Origin of the sequence: Aeromonas molluscorum (assembly GCF_051376105.1) — a bacterium.
Lineage (GTDB): Bacteria > Pseudomonadota > Gammaproteobacteria > Enterobacterales > Aeromonadaceae > Aeromonas > Aeromonas molluscorum.
The window spans coordinates 1,387,867-1,404,509 of the sequence record NZ_JBPQCY010000001.1 but is presented as its reverse complement, the minus strand read 5'-3'; the positions used below and the strand labels follow the sequence as shown (position 1 = coordinate 1,404,509).

The 16,643-nt window shown below is 59.0% G+C and carries 16 protein-coding genes; 6 read left to right on the top strand and 10 right to left on the bottom strand.

Going from position 1 to position 16,643, the window contains the following annotated elements:
- Nucleotides 1-52 precede the first annotated feature (52 nt).
- From ACSMDR_RS06685 to ACSMDR_RS06670, 4 genes are all read right to left on the bottom strand, one after another.
- Complete coding sequence (locus ACSMDR_RS06685) at nucleotides 53-1,408, bottom strand: NCS2 family permease (protein ID WP_436467699.1); 1,356 nt, start codon at nucleotides 1,406-1,408, stop codon at nucleotides 53-55.
- Nucleotides 1,409-1,671: 263 nt separating this feature from the next.
- The gene (locus ACSMDR_RS06680; RefSeq protein ID WP_005893765.1) at nucleotides 1,672-2,007 is read right to left on the bottom strand and encodes a hypothetical protein; all 336 of its coding nucleotides are present in this window, start codon (nucleotides 2,005-2,007) and stop codon (nucleotides 1,672-1,674) included.
- Between the two features lie 89 nt (nucleotides 2,008-2,096).
- Nucleotides 2,097-3,764 carry an energy-dependent translational throttle protein EttA gene (gene ettA, locus ACSMDR_RS06675; RefSeq protein WP_005893764.1) on the bottom strand — a complete coding sequence of 556 codons (1,668 nt, stop codon included), beginning with the start codon at nucleotides 3,762-3,764 and terminating at the stop codon, nucleotides 2,097-2,099.
- A gap of 222 nt (nucleotides 3,765-3,986) precedes the next feature.
- Nucleotides 3,987-4,865 (bottom strand): lytic transglycosylase domain-containing protein, encoded by an 879-nt coding sequence (locus ACSMDR_RS06670; RefSeq protein WP_436467698.1) that lies wholly within the window; start codon nucleotides 4,863-4,865, stop codon nucleotides 3,987-3,989.
- A gap of 359 nt (nucleotides 4,866-5,224) precedes the next feature.
- Here ACSMDR_RS06670 and ACSMDR_RS06665 point away from each other — a divergent pair, with 359 nt between their 5' ends.
- Entirely contained in the window at nucleotides 5,225-5,584 is a 360-nt protein-coding gene (locus ACSMDR_RS06665) for a globin domain-containing protein (protein WP_436467697.1), read from the top strand.
- A 637-nt stretch (nucleotides 5,585-6,221) separates the two neighbouring features.
- Nucleotides 6,222-6,833 carry a DUF6198 family protein gene (locus ACSMDR_RS06660; protein ID WP_005893760.1) on the top strand — a complete coding sequence of 204 codons (612 nt, stop codon included), beginning with the start codon at nucleotides 6,222-6,224 and terminating at the stop codon, nucleotides 6,831-6,833.
- Between the two features lie 64 nt (nucleotides 6,834-6,897).
- Here the strand turns inward: ACSMDR_RS06660 and ACSMDR_RS06655 are convergent, their stop codons facing one another.
- Genes ACSMDR_RS06655 through ACSMDR_RS06645 form a run of 3 tightly spaced genes read right to left on the bottom strand, consistent with a single transcriptional unit; the run spans nucleotide 6,898 to nucleotide 9,575 of the window.
- Nucleotides 6,898-7,704, bottom strand: a complete 807-nt coding sequence (locus tag ACSMDR_RS06655; RefSeq protein ID WP_436467696.1) for a heme ABC transporter ATP-binding protein — start codon at nucleotides 7,702-7,704, stop codon at nucleotides 6,898-6,900.
- Between the two features lie 6 nt (nucleotides 7,705-7,710).
- Complete coding sequence (locus ACSMDR_RS06650) at nucleotides 7,711-8,742, bottom strand: FecCD family ABC transporter permease (protein WP_436467695.1); 1,032 nt, start codon at nucleotides 8,740-8,742, stop codon at nucleotides 7,711-7,713.
- Nucleotides 8,739-9,575: a heme/hemin ABC transporter substrate-binding protein gene (locus tag ACSMDR_RS06645; RefSeq protein WP_436467694.1), complete on the bottom strand. Its 837-nt coding sequence runs from the start codon at nucleotides 9,573-9,575 to the stop codon at nucleotides 8,739-8,741. The genes ACSMDR_RS06650 and ACSMDR_RS06645 overlap by 4 nt, the downstream gene beginning before the upstream one ends.
- Before the next feature lie 158 nt (nucleotides 9,576-9,733).
- On the opposite strand from ACSMDR_RS06645, the gene hutX reads away from it, so the two are divergent.
- Nucleotides 9,734-10,246, top strand: a complete 513-nt coding sequence (gene hutX / locus ACSMDR_RS06640) for a heme utilization cystosolic carrier protein HutX (protein WP_436467693.1) — start codon at nucleotides 9,734-9,736, stop codon at nucleotides 10,244-10,246.
- Nucleotides 10,243-10,797 (top strand): heme utilization protein HutZ, encoded by a 555-nt coding sequence (gene hutZ / locus ACSMDR_RS06635; RefSeq protein ID WP_436467692.1) that lies wholly within the window; start codon nucleotides 10,243-10,245, stop codon nucleotides 10,795-10,797. The genes hutX and hutZ overlap by 4 nt, the downstream gene beginning before the upstream one ends.
- Nucleotides 10,798-10,864: 67 nt before the next feature.
- Here the strand turns inward: hutZ and ACSMDR_RS06630 are convergent, their stop codons facing one another.
- From ACSMDR_RS06630 to ACSMDR_RS06620, 3 genes are all read right to left on the bottom strand, one after another.
- A complete protein-coding gene (locus tag ACSMDR_RS06630; protein ID WP_005896757.1) occupies nucleotides 10,865-11,272 on the bottom strand; it encodes a hypothetical protein in 408 nt (135 codons plus the stop codon).
- Nucleotides 11,272-11,796, bottom strand: coding sequence for a cysteine hydrolase family protein (locus ACSMDR_RS06625; RefSeq protein WP_005896754.1), 525 nt, complete (start codon nucleotides 11,794-11,796; stop codon nucleotides 11,272-11,274). Before ACSMDR_RS06625 ends, ACSMDR_RS06630 begins: the two co-directional genes overlap by 1 nt.
- Before the next feature lie 114 nt (nucleotides 11,797-11,910).
- On the bottom strand, nucleotides 11,911-12,882 hold the full coding sequence (locus ACSMDR_RS06620) for a ChaN family lipoprotein (RefSeq protein ID WP_436467691.1): 972 nt from the start codon (nucleotides 12,880-12,882) through the stop codon (nucleotides 11,911-11,913).
- 146 nt (nucleotides 12,883-13,028) lie between these two features.
- Here ACSMDR_RS06620 and ACSMDR_RS06615 point away from each other — a divergent pair, with 146 nt between their 5' ends.
- Nucleotides 13,029-15,176: a TonB-dependent hemoglobin/transferrin/lactoferrin family receptor gene (locus ACSMDR_RS06615; protein ID WP_005896748.1), complete on the top strand. Its 2,148-nt coding sequence runs from the start codon at nucleotides 13,029-13,031 to the stop codon at nucleotides 15,174-15,176.
- Nucleotides 15,177-15,497: 321 nt separating this feature from the next.
- Nucleotides 15,498-16,637, top strand: coding sequence for a 3-phenylpropionate MFS transporter (locus ACSMDR_RS06610; protein WP_436467690.1), 1,140 nt, complete (start codon nucleotides 15,498-15,500; stop codon nucleotides 16,635-16,637).
- Nucleotides 16,638-16,643 lie beyond the last annotated feature (6 nt).

The following is a 16,643-nucleotide window of genomic DNA, read 5'->3' as shown; positions in this document are numbered from 1 at the left end:
CCAACAAAAATGCCAGTCGAGAGACTGGCATTTTTGTTGGTGTCGGTGGCGCTTAGTGGGCGTCGACCCAGACGAACTTGATCACGAACAGCAGGGCGACGACCAGCACGCAGGGGTTGATCTCGCGCCAGCGGCCGGTACCTGCCTTCATCACGCAGTAGGAGATGAAGCCGACGGCTATCCCCTCGGTGATGGAGAAGCTGAACGGCATCATGACGGCCGTCATGAAGGCCGGTACCGCTTCGGTCAAATCTTCCCATTTTACTTTGGTCAGCTCGGAGCACATCAGCACGCCCACGTAGATGAGGGCGCCGGCGGCGGCATAGGCGGGCACCATGGCGGCGATGGGGGAGAAGAAGATGGCCAGCAGGAACAGGAGGCCAACCACGATGGCGGTCAGGCCGGTACGACCACCGACGGCAACCCCTGAGCTGCTCTCGATATAGGCGGTCACCGAGGATGTGCCCATGAAGGCACCGCCCACTGAACTTACGCTGTCGACCATCAACGCCTGTTTCATGCGCGGGAAACGGCCCTTGTCATCCGCCAGCTTGGCACGGCTGGTTACTCCGATCAGGGTGCCTGAGGAGTCGAACAGGTTGACCAGCATGAAGGAGAAGATGATGCCTGCCAGGCTGATGTCGAGTGACCCCATCAGATCCAGCTGGCCGAATACCGGCGCTATGCTGGGCGGCATGGAGACGAAGCCCTTGAAGGTCACATCGCCAAACAACCAGCCCAGGGTGGTGGTGACCACGATGGCAATCAATACGGCGGAGTGCACGCCACGAGCGGAGAAGATACAGATCAGGAAGAACCCTAGCAGCCCCAGCAGGCAGGGCAGAGAGGTGAGATTGCCCACAGTCACCATAGTTGCGGGGCTGGCCACGACGATACCGGCGTTGTGCAGGCCAAGCAGAGCGATGAGCAGGCCGATACCGGCGGTGATGCCGACTCGCAAGGTGAGCGGTATGTTGGCGATGAGCCAGTAGCGCACCCGCAGCAGGGTGAGGATGAGCAGACCCAGGGCGCCCCAGAAGATGGTGCCCATGCCGACCTGCCAGGAGTAGCCCATGCCGGCGACGACCACGAAGGCGAAGAAGGCGTTGAGCCCCATGGCAGGGGCCAGCGCGATAGGCAGGTTGGCCAAGAGTCCCATCAAGATGCTGCCGATACCGGCGATGAGGCAGGTGGTGACGAACACCGCCTGGGTGTCCATACCTGCATTGGAGAGGATCTGCGGGTTGACGAAGACGATATAGACCATGGTCAGGAAGGTGGTGATCCCGGCGATGACCTCGGTGCGGGCCGTGGTGCCATGGCCTTGCAGGGCAAACAGGCGTTCGAGCAATCCTTGCCCGGCAGCCTGGTTGGCGGCCTTGTGGTCGGCTTGATGTGGTTGATTCATGTTGTATTCCAATAGGTGACGTGAAATAGGCGGCAGGCTCGCAGCCAGACCCATCCATGAGGGGCCGTGACTGGCGTCGTTGGCTAACGAATAGCCGGACTCGTCCTGATACCGTGACAGCGCGCACATTTTCACACAGGCGGCGTCGTTTACAAACCCCGGATCTGCGAAGCGGATCAATGAATAGAGTAAAAATTCAAACGTTTGTCATCTATCGGATAAAGAGGGGGGCGTGCGAGGCTCAGTTGTCGTCCTGGGGAGGTTCAGAGGGTCTTGAAGTAGCGTTCGACCAGCAGTGCCAGCATGGCATCGCTGCGTTCCTGCAAGGTGGCAAGGACCAGCCCCATGCGCGCAATCAGTTGCGTGGCTTGCTCCTCGCTCAACTTGCGATCGTCGATGAAGAACTCCTGCTCCGGCAACTGCTTGTCATGGCGTGGCAGCAGGACCCAGTGCAGCCGTTCGGGCTCGATGGCCGCAAAAATCCGGGTGGCGGCGGCACAGAAGGTATCTATGTGCGCCTTGCCATCGGGGCCCAGGCAACCGGGTTCGAGCCGGATCTGGATGGTGAGTCTCTTGGCGGTGACAGTCATCTGAGTCATCGGTGGGCATCTGTAGGGAAGACGGGGAGATTGTAAGTCAAAAGGCAGTAAAAAGGGGAGCCTGAGCTCCCCTTGTCATGCCATCACCCTTATTTGGTGATGCGTTTGTACTTGGCTCTGTGTGGCTGGACCGACTCGGCGCCGTAGGTTTTCTTCTTCCACTCTTCATATTCGGTGAAGTTACCCTCGAAGAAGGCGATGTTGCCCTCGTCCTGGTAATCCAGAATGTGGGTGGCGATGCGGTCGAGGAACCAGCGATCGTGAGAGATGACCATGGCACAGCCCGGGAACTCCAGCAGGGCGTTCTCCAGGGCACGCAGGGTTTCGATGTCCAGATCGTTGGTCGGTTCATCGAGGAGCAAGACGTTGCCGCCGGTTTGCAACAGTTTGGCCAGGTGCAGACGGCCACGTTCACCCCCGGAGAGCTCGCCGACCCGCTTCTGCTGATCCGCCCCCTTGAAGTTGAAGCGGCCGATATAGGCGCGGCTCGGGAACTCATGGTTGCCGATGCGCAGTATATCCTGGCCATCCGCCACTTCCTGGAACACCGTCTTCTTGTCGTCCATGCTGTCGCGGAATTGATCCACCGAGGCCAGCACCACTGTGTCGCCCAAGCTGATGGTGCCGGAATCCGGTTGCTCCTGGCCCGACATCATGCGGAACAGAGTTGATTTACCTGCACCGTTCGGGCCAATGATACCGACGATGGCCCCCTTCGGAATGGCGAAGGAGAGATCGTCGATCAACACGCGGTCCCCATAGGATTTACGCAGGTTGCTCACTTCCAGCACCTTGTCGCCGAGGCGGGGTCCGGGCGGAATGAACAGCTCGTTGGTCTCGTTGCGCTTCTGGTAGTCGTTGTTGTTGAGCTCCTCGAAGCGCGCCATCCGGGCCTTGGACTTGGCCTGACGGCCTTTGGGATTCTGACGAACCCACTCGAGCTCTTTCTCGATGGACTTGCGACGAGCCGCCTCGGAGCTGGCCTCTTGCGCAAGACGGGCATCTTTTTGCTCCAGCCAGGAGGAGTAGTTGCCTTCCCACGGAATGCCTTCGCCGCGGTCCAGCTCCAGGATCCAGCCAGCCACGTTGTCGAGGAAGTAGCGATCGTGGGTGATGGCGACCACAGTGCCCTCGTAGTCGTGCAGGAAGCGCTCCAGCCAGGCTACGGATTCCGCATCCAGGTGGTTGGTCGGTTCATCCAGCAGCAGCATGTCCGGCTTTTCCAGCAGCAGGCGGCAAAGGGCCACACGGCGGCGCTCACCACCGGAGAGGTGCTGGATCTTGGCATCCCAGGCGGGCAGACGCAGGGCATCGGCGGCGCGCTCCAGCTGGTTTTCCATGTTGTGGCCACCTTGGGATTCGATGATGGCCTCCAGCTCACCCTGTTCGCGGGCCAGCTTGTCAAAATCGGCATCCGGATCGGCATAGGCGGCATAGACCTCGTCCAGACGAGCCATGGCACGTTTGACTTCGCCTACCGCCTCTTCCACGGCTTCGCGAACGGTCTGTTCCGGATCCAGCTTCGGCTCCTGGGGCAGGTAGCCAATCTTGATGCCGGGCTGCGGGCGGGCTTCCCCTTCGATCTCGGTGTCCAGCCCTGCCATGATGCGCAGCAGGGTGGATTTACCGGCGCCATTCAGACCCAGCACGCCGATCTTGGCGCCGGGGAAGAAGGAGAGGGAGATATTCTTGAGAATATGACGCTTGGGCGGTACGACTTTACCGACCCGGTTCATGGTGTAAATAAATTGAGCCATTGGCTAATTCTCTTTCCTTTTCATCAGGTTAACTTTCTTGTGTCAACAGGCTGATGTCGTGGTGGGGCCAACTGGCGACAGGGGCCAGCCGGTTCCGAATAACGGTGCGATTGTAAACCAATGGCCGACGGGGGGAAAGTCGATGCCGGTGTGGAAATATCGGCCGATAATGGCAGGCGATGGGGGGGAGGAGTGAGGTGCCGCACAAGGTTCTGTGCGGACTCAGCGGTGGGCTGGCGGCCTGATGGTTCGGCTGCTGACCTGATTGGGGGCGGGATCCTTGCCCGCGAAGTAGAGCACCTTGCGCACATACTGCTGGGTCTCGGCATAGGGGGGGATGCCGCCGTATTGATCCACTGATTTTTCCCCGGCGTTGTAGGCCGCCGACATCAATACCCAGTCACCGTCGAAGCGGCGATGCAGCCACTTGAGATAGGCCATGGCGCCACGGATGTTCTGCTCGGGATCGAAAGGGCGAGTAACACCAAAGCGGACCTGGGTGGCGGGGATGAGTTGCATCACGCCCTGGGCATTCTTGGGGGAGATGGCGCCAGCTTCTAGATTGGATTCGGCGATGGCGATGGCCAACACCAGGCGTGGGTCTATGTCGTGGCGATTGGCTGCCTGGCGCAACTGGTTGGCGAGCTTGCGCTTGGCGGGGGATTGTCGTGCCAGATAGGCGTCGAGGTTGAAAGGGGTTGTGGGAACGGCGAAGTAGCCGCCGCCGCCACTGACTCCGGCGCCGCAGTTGTCCCCCATGGGGACATTGCCGACCCGGCTGTTGTAGTAGCGGGCGGCTTGCTGGTTGCCCAGGCGCATCGCCATTGAGAGATAGCCGTTGGCCAGTTTAGGGTTGCGGGGGGCAAGCAGACGGCCAATACGATAATAACCTTCAGGATTGCCCGTGCTGGCGGCGACGCAATAGAGCCGTATCGCCTGGCTGATGTTGCCCCGACTTTGAGCCGCCTGGCCCTGCTGGAGGGCGTTGATGGCTCGGGGTGCCTGACGAAAGGGTTCCTTGGTGGCTGCCTCTGCTATCCCTGTACTGATCAACAGCAGGGGCAATAGCATAAACAACAGCGTATTGGGCCAGTTCACCATGATATCTCTCCCATCAATGACCAGTACCTATAGGGGAAACGGGGAGTAAGTGCCAGCCAGAGGGTGGACTCTGTGGTTATGGTATGGCGAGGTTCAAGAACGAAATGGTCTGGAACTTATCCTCAGGCGCCATGACGCCGAAGTAAACCGCAGCAATGGCCATCTATTGATGAATTAAGGTGATGTCAAATACAGTGTTAATAACTATTTTATTATTAATATTCTGTGGCTTCCTCGGGACGAGGAGCGAGGATGGCTAAGGATTGTCTATGACCTTTGATGAGATCGATCTGGTACAGCGGGCCTGGAGTCGTATTTCTCTGTTTAGCAATACATTCGTTTGAGAGATTTATCAGGAGTTGTTTCGCCTCGATGAGCGGCTGGAGCCGATGTTTTCCCTGACGGATGACCGTTTGATCGACAAGATGGCCCAGACCCTCAACACCGTCCTGACCAGCCTGGAGCAACTTGACTCCCTGCGCTTCATCATTCGCCACCTTGGCGAGCGGCATCGGCAGTATGGCGTGCTGCCCGTCCATTTCGATCTGGTCAAGGAGGCCATGACCCGGGTGATGGCATGCCGACTGGGGGAACACTTCACGCCAGCCCTGGCACTTGCCTGGTCAGGTGCTTATGACGAGATTGCTGCCATCATGATTGAAGGGTTGCAGGCCGAGGAGCCTTGCACTGAAGGGGCTGACATGGATATTTCCCAATAAGGCCCGCTGTAGCCGGGTGTCCAGCTTGTTCTTGTTTCCTGTCACTGAAGAGCCAGCCCCTGGTGGATGGTTCCCCGCGTTCTTTGCCTGAGTTGGACATCAATTGGCTCATGGTATCAATAAAGCTGCGGATCACTGGTGCAGGCCCGGGTTGGCATATAACGGGCCAAGATCCGCGCCCCAGCCGCACACGGGGCTGAGCTTCTTCCTGTTCCTGAGAGGGGGGCGCTGCAATCCAAACAGGTGTCGGCCCATACCTTTCTCATTCCCATTCGGGTTCTGCTGAGCCGTGCCCTGATGGGACAGTAACCGGCGGCTTTCCAGTGAATGGCGTGTTGTTGATCATGAGCGTTGCGTCTATGCCCGCTTGGTGAATATCTGCTACTGGCTGAGTTCTGCCTGTTGAAAACAGAGGTATCGATTGGCGATCCCGGACCCGGGTGTCAGGTAGCATCGCTTTATATTGGTGCAACCGCTGTCAAGGTGAGGTGACAGAAGCCAAGTTGGTGCATGCCGGTACGCTATTGTGATCTTGTTCACAGAAAATAGACTGGTGTGAATCAAGAAGGCCCTGGACAGAGGGCCCGCACTCGCCTCGCTCAATGAAGGCGCACCCCTTCGCAAACGGATATGACTTATGGACAAGACCCCCCATCCCCGTACGCATCCTCTCTATGAGGATGTGCTGGCTTTGCTGATCGCCGCAGGCTTCGTCTCTCTTGGTATTTTTCTGTTTCATCAGGTGGGACTGCTCACCGGCGGGACCGCTGGCCTGGCGTTGCTGCTGCAACAGTTGACGGGGCTCAGTTTTGGCCTGCTGTTCTTCGGCATCAACCTGCCGTTTTATGCATTGGCCTGGCTCAGGATGGGGCCCCGTTTTACCCTCAACACCTTCGTTTCGGTCGCCGCGGTATCTTTCATGACGGATCACCTCAATGGCGTCTTGCAGATAGGCAAGATTGAGCCCATTTATGCGGCGCTGATTGGCGGTACCTTGATTGGCATGGGACTGCTCATCATGTTTCGCCATAAATCGAGTCTGGGGGGCTTCAATATCCTGGCGCTATTTATCCAGGACAGATTCGGCATCCGGGCTGGCAAGCTACAGATGGGGCTTGATTGCGCCATCGTCATCACCTCTTTCTTCGTGGTATCCCCTTGGCTGCTGGCTCTTTCCGTGGTGGCGGCCATCATCTGTAACCTGATGTTGACACTCAACCACAAGCCGGGCCGTTATCAGATAGCCTGAATCCAGAACGACGACCCCATTGAAAAGAGCGCCTCAGGGCGCTCTTTTCGCTGTTTCACTCTGCCTAGCTGACGATGGGAAGGCCGCTCTGGGGGTGAAGCATGACCTCGGCAGGGTAATCATAGAGAGACTGGATAAGGGCCGGAGTCAGCACCTCGGCGGGCGAGCCGTCGGCCATCAGCTTGCCATCGGCCAGCATCAGCAGGCGATCGGCGTAACGGGCGGCGAGATTGAGATCGTGCAACACCACCAGTACCGCGGTATCACGGGCCGCCAAGGCACGTGCCAGGGTGAGCAGCTGATGCTGGTATTTGAGATCCAGTGCCGAGGTGGGCTCATCGAGCAGCAGCAGCCTGGGGCAGCTCAATGCATTGGGCGCCTGCCAGATTTGTGCCAGTACCCGGGCGAACTGCACCCGCTGACGCTCACCTCCCGATAGCCCGGGGTAGAGACGATTGGCCAGATGTTCGACCCCGCAATGCGCCATGGCGGCTCTGACTATCTCGCCCTGGCGCGCCGTCGGCTCGCTATGAGGCAAGCGGCCCATGGTCACCACCTCTTTACACAGAAACGGAAAGTTCAAGGATGAGCTTTGGGGCAGCACTCCCAGTCGATGGGCCAGGATATTGGCCTGCCATTGCGCGCGGGGCTGGCCGAATAGCCGTATCTCTCCTCCATAATCGAGCTCGCCGGTGAGGCACTTGAGCAGGCTGCTCTTGCCCGCGCCATTGGGGCCGAGCAGAGCGGTGAGAGTGCCGCCACTCAGGGTCAGGTTCAGATCGCGCAGTATATGTTTGTCACCGCGGCGCAGGTTGACGGCCTGGCAACTGAGCAGTGGCTGGGCCGGATTGTGTTGGGGGGCGAGGGACATGGATGCCTAGAGTGTGCGGCGGCCGCGCAGCAGCAGCCAGAGGAAGAAAGGGGCACCGAGCAGGGCCGTGATGATACCGACGGGCAATTCGGCTGGCGCCAGCAGCGTTCGGGCCAGCATGTCGGCCCCCAGCAGCAAGGCCGCGCCGATCAGGGCTGACAGTGGTAACAGCCGGACATGGTTGGGCCCGCACAGCAGCCGCACCAGGTGCGGCACGACCAGGCCGACGAAACCTATCATGCCCGCGATCGCCACGGCGACACCGACTCCGGCAGCGGTGAGCAGGATCAGCCGCCGCTTCAGGGACTGCACATTGACACCGAGATGACGGGCTTCGGGCTCCCCCAGCAGCAGGGCATTGAGCGGACCGGCATCCCGGACAAATAGCAGCAGGAGTATAGCCAGGGTCGCGAGGGCAAGCAGCATGTCGGCGGGCTTCCCTGCCGCGAGTGTCCCCATCTGCCACAGGCTGAGATCCCTCAGCATCTGATCGTCAGCCAGATAACTGAGCAGCCCCATCGCGGCGCCCGATAACGCGGTGATGGCCACCCCGGCCAGCAGCATGACGGTGACGGACGTGCCCCCCTGGCGGCTGCCGAGCAGATAGACCAGGGTCGTGGTGAGAGCGCCGCCGAGAAAGGCAAGCAGGGGCAGCAGGCCGAGGCCAAGCTTGGCTTGCAGCTGCTGATCCAGAGGCGCCAGCAGCACTATGGCCAGGGCGGCTCCCAAGGCTGCGCCCCCGGAGACCCCTATGATGCCGGGATCGGCAAGGGGGTTGCGAAACAGCCCCTGCATCACGGCGCCGCACAGGCCGAGTATGCCGCCCACTGCCAGACAGAGCAGGGTACGTGGTAAACGGATCTCCTGTACTACCAGCAACTTGTGAGGTGCAAGCTGACTGGTCTCGCCAGCCAGCAGCGCCTGCAGACTCTCAGTCAAAGAGAGAGGCAGCGGCCCTGTCGCCAGGGAGCCGAGCAAGAGCCCGGTTAGCAGCAGACTGAGGCCAAGCAGTAGCCAGGAAAGCGGCAGTCGCATCATGAACCCTGTTTGATCCAGCCAGCGACCTTGCTGGCCTGTGCCAGGGTCATCAGGCTAAGCCCGCCCTGCAGGGCGTGACCATCAATGGCATGAATGGCGAGGCGCTTGCCAGCCGGTGTCGCACGAAGGGAGGAGACTTGCTGCAACACGGCTTGGGGATGTTGATATTGCTGCCAGTCTCGGCCACTGACCAGTACCAGATCGGGCTGCATCTCGATCAATGACTCGGTCGAGACGGGTTTGTAACCGCGCAAAGTGGCGACTGGATTGACACCGCCAGCGAGGGTGATCAGGGCGCTGGCCGTGGTATCGCCACCGGCAATGCTGGTGGGTTGTCCCTTGTGCAGCAGCAGGAAGACCACTGTGAGCGGCTTGTTCTGTTTCGCGTCAGTGGCGAGGCGGGCTGCCTCTTGAGTGACGCGCTCGTTCAATCTCTCACCGGCTTGCTTATCGCCGAGCAGCTTGGCAAGTGTGGTTATGCGCAGTTGCAGGTTGGCCAGGGTAGGTGCGGTGGCTTGCACCTCCACTTTGACGCCAGCACGGCCGAGCTGCTCCAGTGTGGCTTTGGGCCCCATCTCATCGCTGCCAACCACCAGGGTAGGGGAGAGGCTCAATATCCCCTCCGCCGCCAGGGCCCGGTGATAACCAACCCGGGGTAACCCCTTGGGATCCTGACTGCTGATGTCGGTCGCAACGAGTTGTTTTTCGCCACCCAGCGCCAGGATCAGCTCAGTGGTGGCGGGGCCTACGCTGATGATGCGTTCTGCCGCCATGATGGAGCCGGACAGGGGGATGCAACTCAGCCAAAGGGCGAGGGCAAGGCGTGGGGCCATGCTAATCTCCAGAAGATAGATAGGGGTGAGCAGGATTGGTTGCTAGAATTTAATTATGAACATAAATGCAAATAATTATCAATTGTGTTTTTGGGCTTCTTTTATTAGAGTGCCACCACGATTTGCAGAGGGGATGTGAGTCCCGAGGGAGAAAACAGATGAGCATTGCACTGCGCATTCATGAACTGCTGGAACAGGATCCCGGCGCTCACCCATCGAGCATAGCGAGCCAGCTGGCAGTCAGTGAATGGGAAGTGGTTCGCCATCTGCCAGCCGAGCTCGTGACGCTAGTGGCGGGGGAGCAGGCCGAGGGGCTGCTGGCGGATCTGGCCGATTGGGGGCAGGTGACCACCATTGTGGAATCTGAGGGATCCATCTTCGAAGTGAAGGCGCCTTTCCCCAAGGGTAAGAATGCCCGGGGTTATTACAACCTGATGGGGCGTGATGGCGAGATGCACGGCCATCTCAAACTCGACAACGTCATGCACGTGGTCCTGGTCAGCAAGCTGTTCATGGGCAAGGAGGGTCACTCCTTCCAGTTCTTTGGCCACACTGGCCGCTGCATCTTCAAGGTCTATCTGGGGCGGGATGAGAAGCGCCAGCTGCTCCCCGCCCAAGTCGAGCGTTTCATGGCCCTGCGCCATCAGCATCAAGAGGAAGTCAAAGCATGAGTGAACGTCAGGAGCGTCTTCAGAATCGGTTGCAGCCGGAAATCCGTGAGTTTCGTGACGCTTGCCGCACCCTGCAGTTGGCAACGGTCGACAGCGAGGGCCGACCCAATGCCAGCTATGCCCCCTTTGTACTGCAATCCGATGGTTACTACGTGCTTATCTCCGAGATAGCGCGTCATGCCCGTAACTTGCAACAGGTGCCTCAGGTCTCACTGATGTTGATCGAAGATGAAAGCGGTGCTCGTGAGCTGTTTGCTCGCAAACGCCTCACCTTCGATGCCAGTGCCGAGGTGGTGGCGCGGGACGATGGCCGTTGGCAAGTCGCGGTGACTGCCCTGCAGGAGCGTTTCGGCGATATCATTGCCGGTCTGTCCAGATTGGAAGACTTCAAGCTGTTTTGCCTCAAGCCTCAGCAAGGTCTGTTCGTCAAAGGGTTCGGCCAGGCATTCCAGGTCTCGAGTGATGAGCTGATAGATGTGGTTCATCTGGTCGAGGGCCACAAGCGCCTCGATAGCAGCGAAGAGATCGCCAGTACCGATCAGGTACTTTAAGCGCCGCTTCGATATAAAAACGGACAGCCTTGGCTGTCCGTTTTTATATCGGGTATTTCAACCTTCATCAACCCTGCCAGTCAACCCGGTTGGGGAAGGCCTGGCGATCCCTGTCATTGGCAGTCTCATTGCATTCGCCCCTGATGCGCCAGGAGGTCTGGCTCAGCACTATGAAACCCTGATGGCAGTAGCCCCGCTCCTCCAGCGTTTGTTGGAGCTGGGTATCCTGCAGGGCGGTGCGCCGTTCGAGCAGGCTCTGCTGGCGCTGCAACTTGCTACCATCGTCATCCTGCAGCCGGGTGGGCAATGTCTCCAGCGGTGCCGCTTCGAACAGGAAGCGTTTGCTGCCCTCCTCATTGATATGAGTGCTGAACAGAGGGGGAGGCTGATCCGATGGCTGAGTAAAGCCACAGGCAACCAGGCCCGGCAGCATGACGATTAGCAGAGCTGGGTAGGGGCGCACGGAAAATTTCATCAAATAATCTGTTCGGTGGGTTGAACCAGGACGAGACGGTCTCCCGGCAGGGCCAGGTTTTCCCACATCCAGTTATGGTGCTTGATGATGGCATCGGCCTTCAGGTGAGCCCGGTCGGCTGTGGTATGGGCATCTTGGGCCACGGTGACGTCGAAGCCGTGGGAGGCGGCGCTGCGCACTGTGGTATCGACACAGAAGTCGGTCGCGCAGCCACACAATATCAATCTGTCCACGCTCTGCTCCGCCAGCAGGAAGCCGAGCTCGGTGTCGAGAAAGCTGTCACAGGCGGCCTTGCGTACCCGGCTGTCCGTGGGTCTTGGGGAGAGGGCGGCATGGATCTGCCAAGCCGGACTGCCAGGATGGAGTTCACCGCCCGGTTCGTCATGTTGCACATAGATGACTCGGCCACCGCCCTGACGCACACCGTCGGTCAGGCGATTGATATTGGAGAACACCTGTGTGTCCTCATGGCGTGGGTGATCAAACAGCCCTTGTTGCACATCGATAACCAATAACACGTCCATATGCACTCCTCAAAGAGGCTGGGGGAGTCCCCCATCTCGGCTGTGTTGCAGGGCGCCAGAGATCCTGGTGCCCCGTCATCTTGCTCTGATCTACCCTCGGGCCTGGTGCCCTTGTCAGGGCTGTAACCACTGGTTGCAGTCCCGTTGCCGGGATTGATGCAGTGCGCCCATATCTTGCTTCATTTCCCCCTCGCTTTGCCAGCGTTTGGGTAAAGCTTCTATGTTGACGCCCACTTCGGGCTGGCGTCCAGCAACCTGACTGGCGCCGCTATAGGGAACCACCAGCGCGACCTTGAGTGCCGGATTTCGACTGGCAATGCGACTGGCAAGACCCAATCCGCCCTCTACATGGAAATTGCCGGCAATGTGCATGATGCGCCTGCCCGGATGGGCTCTGAGGTAGTCCACCATGGTTTCGGCCATGGTGTCATCCCAGCCGGTCTGGGCGGCGAAGCGGCGGCTATTGGTATCGGCATCGCCATGATGCATGGAGGCCATGAACTTGCGGCGATAGGGATCATCTTCCAGGGTCAGTTCCCGGGCCAGCTGGCTGCGGCGGGTGGCAGGCAGCTTGTCCAGCCAGGCGGGGCCTTCCTGGCCGATGCAGCTGATCAGGGGCTTGGGTGCATTGGCGGCGAGCACCGTGAGCCGTTGCGACTTGGCAAACTCAACCAGCGGACGGTAGTCGCTCGCATAGTTGGGCCAGGCATCGCTATCGCGGATCAGTTTGGCTTCCCCAATCCGGCCAGCCAGATAGGCATCTAAGGTGGGTTGGGAGCCTCGACTGAACTGTTCCATGGAGAGCACCAGGGCGCGGCCATCGCCTTGAGCGCGCAGCTGCAAGCCCGCCAGAAACTCGGTTTCCAGCAGATGCAGTGCCGGATGGGTATGCAATTCCCCGACGAGCACAATATCGGCGTCCTGCACCTTATCCAGTGCCTGGGTCAGGGTGATTGCCGAGCCAGCACCATCGTCAAGTCGATAGTCATACAAGGTCGCGGCTGCCCGGTGATGGAGGCTGGTCGAGTGGTTTGTACAGGCGCTGAGTAGCAGGGATAGTGTGCCGAAGGCAATAATTCGCAACATGATTTCTCGCATTCAGAGGTTGGGTGATACCGCTTCGCCGGGTTGGCTGGTGCGCGGTCACAGTCGAGTAAAGGGTTGCTAGTGTAAACCCCATTCAAATAAAAATGATAGCGATTATCATTGATCTTTATCGATGGTTGGCTAAGATGCTCGTGTTGATAATTATTCTCAATAAAGGACATGCAGTGGCTTATACCAACCCCCCCTCTTTGATCGCAATTGCGGTCATGACAGCACTCACTTCCCCGCTTCACGCCGCCCAGAACCAGACTGCCAAGCACAACGCCGACGAGGTGGTCGTGGTCAGTGCCTCGCGCATGCCGCAGAAACTGGAAGATGTCGCCAGTTCGGTCAGCGTCATCACCGCGACCGAGATAGAAGAGCAGATGGTCACCAATGCGGCTGATCTATTCCGTTATGAACCGGGCGTCAAGGCGGTTGGCGGCGTGGGCAGCGCCCAGACCTTCATCATACGTGGTATGGGTGAAAACCGGGTCAAGGTCGTGGTGGACGGGGTGCGCCAGAATGATGCCTACAGCAAGGGGGGGGTTGGCCAGAGTTATTTCGATACCGACATGATCAAGCAGGTAGAGGTTGCCAAGGGCCCCGCCTCTGCCGCCTATGGTTCCGACGCCCTGGGCGGTGTCATCGCCATCACCACCAAGGATGCCAGCGATTTCCTTGGCAGCAAGGATCACTACCTGGATGCGACCAGTGGTTATGCGTCCGATAGCCATCAACGCATGCTGGGTTTTACCGGTGCATTGCGCAGCGGGGATGTCGAGAGCCTGATCCGTTACACCTGGCGCGATAGCGGCGTGACTCAAAATTACGATTCCACCAAGACAGACTTCGATATCGGCACCCATGCCGTGCTGCTCAAGAGCCAATGGGATATCGATGAGGATCAATACCTCAAGCTGACCGTCGACTACCTCAGCGAGAATCAGGACCCAGACTCACTCGATCTCTCCAAGACCGCGAGCGTCTTCAATCAGCCCATCACCGACAAAGAGACGGATAATCTCTCAGTGGTGCTGGATCACGGCATTGCCCTCGGGGCCAACTGGGCGGATCGTATCGATAGCAAACTCTACTACGCCCGTACCAAGCAGACCCTGGATCAGTACGCCTCCTCCAAGTACCCGGTCAATCCGCGCAACCCTTATGTGACCAAGAACTCGCTCGATCACAATGGCTTCGAGCAGGAGAGTCTGGGCGCCCAGGTGCAGTTCAGCAAGGCCCTCGCCAGCCAGCGACTGGCCTGGGGCCTGGAGTACGAGCATACGGATAACGAGCGGACTCGCATCAAGAATCCGACCGTGCCCGGAGATTTCGACGCTTACAGCGAGTTGAGCTTCCCCTCGACCACCAGCCAGCGTGCCGCCCTCTGGGCCTTTGACGAGATCAAGTTTGGCGATCGTTGGGTACTGACCCCGGGGGCCCGCTACGAGTATTACCATATGAAACCGGCTGATGATCCTGCCTATACCGGAGATAATCTCAAGACCATTTCCGAGGGCGAGTTCTCCCCGAAACTGGGCCTGGTGTACAAGGCGCACGAACTGGCAAATCTGTTTGCCCAATACAGCCATGGCTTCAAGGCGCCTATGTATGACAGTGCCTTCTCTACTCTGAATCACCAGGCTTACGGCTATCGCATCGAACCCAATCCCAATCTGAAGTCCGAGAGCAGTGACGGCATAGATGCAGGGGTGCGTGGCAGCCAGGGGGGCTTCAGCTATGAAGTGACCGCCTTCTACAACAAGTTTGAAGACTTCATCGAGCTGCAATCCATCGGTACTTCCGGTCGGACCGCACTCTATCAGTATCAGAACCTGGATGAAGCTACCACCAAGGGGGTCGAAGCCAAGGCCGACTACTGGCTCAATGATCTGGTCAATGTCTGGGGTAACCTGGCTTATATCGATGGCGAAGATGGCGAAGGCAACTACATCAATAGCCTGAGCCCCCTCAACGGTTCAGTGGGGGTCCGCCTCGAACAGCCAAATTGGAACATCAATACCGCGCTGCGCTTTGCCGATGACATGAACAAGGTCAGCAAGGACTCCCGTGGCAATGACAACATTCAGAGTGCCGGCTGGGGCGTGGTGGATCTCTATGCCCAGTTCAAGCCGCTGACCGATCTGCAACTCAACGTTGGCGTCTTCAACCTGTTCGACAAAGAGTATGTCAGCTACGAGCGGGTGGCGGGCCAGGCTGCCGGCACCGATACCCAGTACATGACGGAGCCGGGCCGCAACCTGAGCGCCAGGGTCAAGTACATCTTCTGATAGCCGGATATATGCAGGTGAAGAGAGGGGCTGCGGCCCCTCTTTTTATGGGCGCTTGCCAAGAGTGCCCTGTCAGCTGGTGTTATTGAGGCGTTGCCCCTGGCACCTTCCTCAGCCAATGGGCCAAAAAAGAAACCCGCCGGAGGCGGGTAGAAGGATTGCAACACTAACCAGGAGAGGTGTGTTACTCAATAGACAGCGGCCTTTTACCAATAGTTCAATTTTATTGATATTTTTCATGATTATCCGGGCGGGGTCGCTCGGGATCCTGCCCGGGAAATGGGTTATCATCTGCGTCCCGATCCGGCCCTGTGAGGTCCTATGCCTGCGTTCTCCTGGTTAGCCCTGTTTTTTGGCGCCTTCTATTTTGTCTATGGCGCCTATTTGCCGTTCTGGTCGCTCTGGCTGGAGGGGATAGGGGTCAGTGCCGAGGCTATCGGCATGCTGCTCGGTGCAGGCATGGCGATCCGTTTCGCGGGCAACTTGATGGTGATGGGACGTATCAAGGGGGCGGCCCAGCTGCTGCCGGTCACCCGGCTGCTCTGTCTGCTCTCCCTGCTCGCCTTCCTTGGTTTCTATCTCAGCCACCAGTTATGGTGGCTGGTGGCATTGACCCTGGTAGCCAACTTCATCTATCCGACCCTGATGCCCATGGGGGAGGCGCTGGCCACCCGCATGGTGCTGCAGACTCAACTCGATTATGGCAAAGTGCGACTCTGCGGCTCGGCGGCCTTCATCCTGGCTTCGACCCTGGTCGGGGCGCTCATCACCGACTGGGGCAGCCAGTGGGTGCTGCACATCATGGTGCTGGGCTTGGGGCTCATGCTGCTGCTCAGCTGGTTGCCACTCAGGCCAGCCCCGCAGAATGTAAAAGGGGAGCGAGCCCACGCTTCCCTGCGTGATACCCTCAAGAGCGCCGCGGTGCGCCGCTTCTTGCTGGTGACTGCGCTATTGCAGGGCAGTCATGCCGCCTATTACGGCTTTAGCGCCATTCACTGGAAAGCAGCCGGCTACAGCGGCACTACCATAGGTTATTTATGGGCCCTGGGAGTGGTGGCCGAGATAGCCATGTTCGCCGCCGACAAGCGCTATTTCAGCCGGTTTGGCGCCCAGCGTCTGTTCCTGATTGGTGCCATTGGTTGTCTGCTGCGCTGGGGTCTGCTCGGGGCAACCACCGAGTTTGGTGTGTTGCTGTTTGCCCAGTTGTTGCATGGGGTGACTTTTTGCATCAGCCACCTTGGGGCCGTCCGCTTCATGACCCGGGGGTTGGCACCCGAGCAGCTGATCCCCACCCAGGCGCTCTATGCCGCGCTCTCTCTCGGGATCACGGTGGCGGCGCTGATGACACTCTCTGGCCTGCTGTTTGAGCCTCTGGGCGGCGGCATCTTCTTCATCATGGCCCTAGTGGTGCTGCCGGTCTTTGTCTTGCGCCTCAAGCCAGAGCATCCATCGTCCGCCTGACTTGAG